At 74.8% G+C, this 3,524-nt stretch carries 3 protein-coding genes; 2 read left to right on the top strand and 1 reads right to left on the bottom strand.

From position 1 onward, the window contains the following. The first annotated feature begins 199 nt into the window (after positions 1-199). Positions 200-1,045, top strand: a complete 846-nt coding sequence (locus G3I53_RS07945; RefSeq protein WP_239063670.1) for a tetratricopeptide repeat protein — start codon at positions 200-202, stop codon at positions 1,043-1,045. Positions 1,046-1,220: 175 nt separating this feature from the next. On the opposite strand, the gene G3I53_RS07940 is transcribed toward G3I53_RS07945, so the two are convergent. Continuing rightward, positions 1,221-2,519, bottom strand: a complete 1,299-nt coding sequence (locus G3I53_RS07940) for a DUF1015 domain-containing protein (protein WP_164332958.1) — start codon at positions 2,517-2,519, stop codon at positions 1,221-1,223. A 72-nt stretch (positions 2,520-2,591) separates the two neighbouring features. On the opposite strand from G3I53_RS07940, the gene G3I53_RS07935 reads away from it, so the two are divergent. Beyond that, a partial coding sequence (locus tag G3I53_RS07935; RefSeq protein ID WP_164438162.1) for an HAD-IIA family hydrolase occupies positions 2,592-3,524 on the top strand: 933 nt, incomplete at its 3' end.

Below are 3,524 nucleotides of genomic sequence, written 5' to 3'. Positions count from 1 at the left end.
GCGTGAGGACAGCCGCGGTGGCGACCGTGGCGGTGACCGCGGCGGCTTCCGCGGGCGTGACGACCGCGGCCGTGGCGGTCCGCGTCGGGACGACCGGGGCGGCAGGCCGGGCGGCTTCCGTGGCCGGGACGACCGGCACGGCGGCGGACGCTTCCGCGACGACCGGGACCGCGACCGCGACCGGGAGCCGATCAAGCGGCTGCCCATCCCCGAGGACATCACCGGCGAGGAGATCGACAAGGACGTACGGCAGGAGCTGCAGAGCCTGCCCAAGACGCTCGCCGACGACGTCGCCAGGAACCTGGTGATGGTGGCCCGGCTGATCGACGAGGACCCCGAGGGGGCCTACGGCTACTCCAGGGTCGCCCTGCGTCTCGCCTCGCGCGTGGCCGCCGTACGGGAGGCCGCCGGGTTCGCGGCGTACGCCAACCAGAAGTACGGCGAGGCACTAGCCGAGTTCCGTGCCGCCCGCCGGATGACCGGCACCGTCGAGCTGTGGCCGCTCATGGCCGACTGCGAGCGCGGGCTCGGGCGGCCGGAGAAGGCGCTGGACATGGCCGGCGCTCCCGAGGTGCAGAAGCTGGACAAGGCCGGGCAGGTCGAGATGCGGCTGGTCGCGGCCGGCGCCCGGCGTGACCTGGGGCAGCTGGACGCGGCCATCGTGACACTGCAGAGCTCCGAGCTGGCGTCCCACTCGGTGCAGCCCTGGACGGCGCGCCTGCGGTACGCGTACGCCGACGTCCTGCTGGCCGTCGGCCGGGAGAGCGAGGCCCGCGAGTGGTTCGCGAAGGCCGTCGAGGCCGACCGGGACGGCAGCACCGACGCCTCCGACCGGCTGGCCGAGCTGGACGGTGTGGCCTTCGTCGACGCGCTGGACGAGGAGGGGGAGGACCCGGGCCAGGACCCGGCCCCCGCGAGCCCCGGCCGGGACGCTGCGGAGAACCCGTCGGACGACGGCCCGTCGGACGAGACCTCGGACGACGGCCGCCCGTCGGACGACGAAACCCTCGACGACGACCCGTCGGAGGGCGAGACCCGCGCCTGACGCCCACGGCCCCCAGACCCGTCCCTGACCCGCCGACACGGCGGTCAGGGACGTGACGGGGTGAGCGCGGGACGAACGCGAGGAACGTGAAGGGAAGAAGGGGGCGGGCCGTCAGCGGCCCGCCCCCTTCCGTCTTCCCGACTTCCCCGTCCCTGCTCCCTGTCCCCCTGCCCCCTCAGAGGTCCAGGGCGCGCAGCACCAGGCCCGAGGCGGGCTTCGGGCCGAAGGACGTCGACTTGCGGGGCATGGTGACGCCCTGGCGGGCGAGGTCGCGGACGACCTCCTCACGGACCGGGTGCATCAGCACGGCGGTACCGCCGTCGTGTTCCGCCTTCTCGACCGTCGCGGCCGTGTCGTGGATGTAGGCGATGTGCGCCGGGGAGTCCTCGGGGATCCGCCAGACGTGGTCGAGGAGGGCGGCGTGCAGGACCGTGGCGTCCAGGGTGCGCCAGGCCTCCGGGCGGTCGGCCGGGACCGTGCGGGCCAGCAGGTCCGGGTCCGGGCGGTCCACGAGGTGGAAGGCGCCGTCCCCGGCGAGCAGGAAGGCGTTGCCGTCGGCGGCGGCCTCCGCGAGGGCCTCCATGGCGGCGGGCAGCGGCACGTCGAGGCGGCGGACGCGGAAGAGGCCGTCGAGGGCGGCCAGGGCGTCCGCGACGGGCAGGCCGTGCAGCAGCCGGTGGATGGCGCGGACGCGCAGCGGATAGCGGGCCGTGTCGACGAGCAGCACCAGCCCGTGGTCCCAGGGGCTGGGGGAGGGGTGCTCCGACCGCAGCCTGCGGTAGGTGGCCCAGCGGTGGTGGCCGTCGGCGATGAGGGCCTGATGGCCGCTCAGTTCGGCGCGGACCGCCTTCAGTTCCGCCGGGTCCGTGACGGACCAGAGCCGGTGGTGGAAGCCGTCCTCCGTGGTGGTCGCGAACAGCGGCGGGCGGGCGGCGGTGCGCTCGATCAGGCCGGCGGTCTCGGTGGCGGGGGCCGGGTCGTCGCCGCGGTAGGTGAGCAGCAGGGGTTCGAGGTTGGCGGAGGTGGCGAGCATGAGGGCCGCGCGGTCGGCGACGATGTGCGGCATGACGTCCTCGTGGGGCAGGACCACCTGCTCCTCGGGGTCGGACACGCGGAGGGTGCCGATGAGTCCGCGTTGCAGCATCCCCTCGTCGTCGCGCTGCTCGTAGACGTACAGGCCGGGCTCCGGGTCCGCGGTCAGGATGCCCTGCGCGCGCCAGCGGTTCAGCGTCTCGGCGGCCTGGGCGTTGCGGGCCTCGGGCGTGTCGGCCTCGGGCAGGATCAGCCGGACGATGTTGTACGGGTCCGCGGACTGGAGGTGGTGCAGGCCGTCGGGGCGGACGACGACGTCGTAGGGCGGGGATGTCACGGCTGCCAGGCTGCCGACCCGGTCCGGGTCGTAGCGGAGGCCTCGGAACGGGGTGAGTTCCAGGCCTCGGTGCGCCTTCGCTTCCGAGGGACCTGCAGTGTTCATCCCGGCATCGTACGGGTGCGGTGGGCATGGGGGATGATCGGGGGAAAGCCGTCGAACGAGGAGCGATGCCGAATGAGCCGGAGCGTCAGGACGAGGCCCGAGGGCAGTGGACAGGCCCTGGCCGAGGCGTACGACACGGCGCTGCTGGACCTCGACGGTGTGGTGTACGCGGGCGGGAACGCGATCGCGTACGCCGTGGAGTCGCTGGCCACCGCCCGTCGGGGAGGCATGCGGCTGGCGTACGTGACGAACAACGCCCTGCGCACCCCGGACACGGTGGCGGCGCATCTGACGGAGCTGGGCATACCGACCGGCGCCGACGAGGTGATCACCTCCGCGCAGGCGGTGGCGCGGCTCATCAGCGAGCAGGTGCCGGCGGGCGCCCGCATCCTCGTGGTGGGCGGTGAGGGGCTGCGGGTCGCGCTGCGCGAGCGGGGCCTGGAGCCGGTGGAGTCGGCGGACGACGAGCCGGTGGCGGTCGTGCAGGGCTACGGCGGGCCGGACCTCACGTGGGGGCGGTTCGCGGAAGCGAGTTACGCCGTCGCCCGGGGGCTGCCGTGGTTCGCGTCCAACACGGACCTGACGATCCCCAGCGGCCGGGGCATCGCGCCGGGCAACGGCGCGGCGGTGGAGGTCGTCCGGATCGCCACCGGGGCCGAACCGCAGGTGGCGGGCAAGCCGCTGCCGCCCATGCACCGCGAGACGATCCTGCGGACCGGGGCCGAGCGGCCCCTGGTGGTGGGGGACCGCCTGGACACGGACATCGAGGGGGCGTACAACGGCGGGGTCGACTCGCTGCTGGTGCTGACCGGAGTGACGGACGGCGCGCGGCTGCTGGCCGCACCGCCGCAGCACCGGCCGACGTACGTGGACGCCGACCTGCGCGGCATGCTGACGGGCCAGCCGGAGGTCGTCGCGGCGGGGGCGGGCTTCCGGTGCGGCGGCTGGACGGCGACGGCGGGCGGCGACCGGCTGGAACTGGACGGGGACGGCGGCGCCCTGGAC

The sequence above is a fragment of the Streptomyces sp. SID14436 genome (assembly GCF_010548465.1).
Lineage (GTDB): Bacteria > Actinomycetota > Actinomycetes > Streptomycetales > Streptomycetaceae > Streptomyces.
The sequence above is the reverse complement of the archived record's forward strand: the minus strand, read 5'-3'. Positions and strand labels throughout refer to the sequence as shown.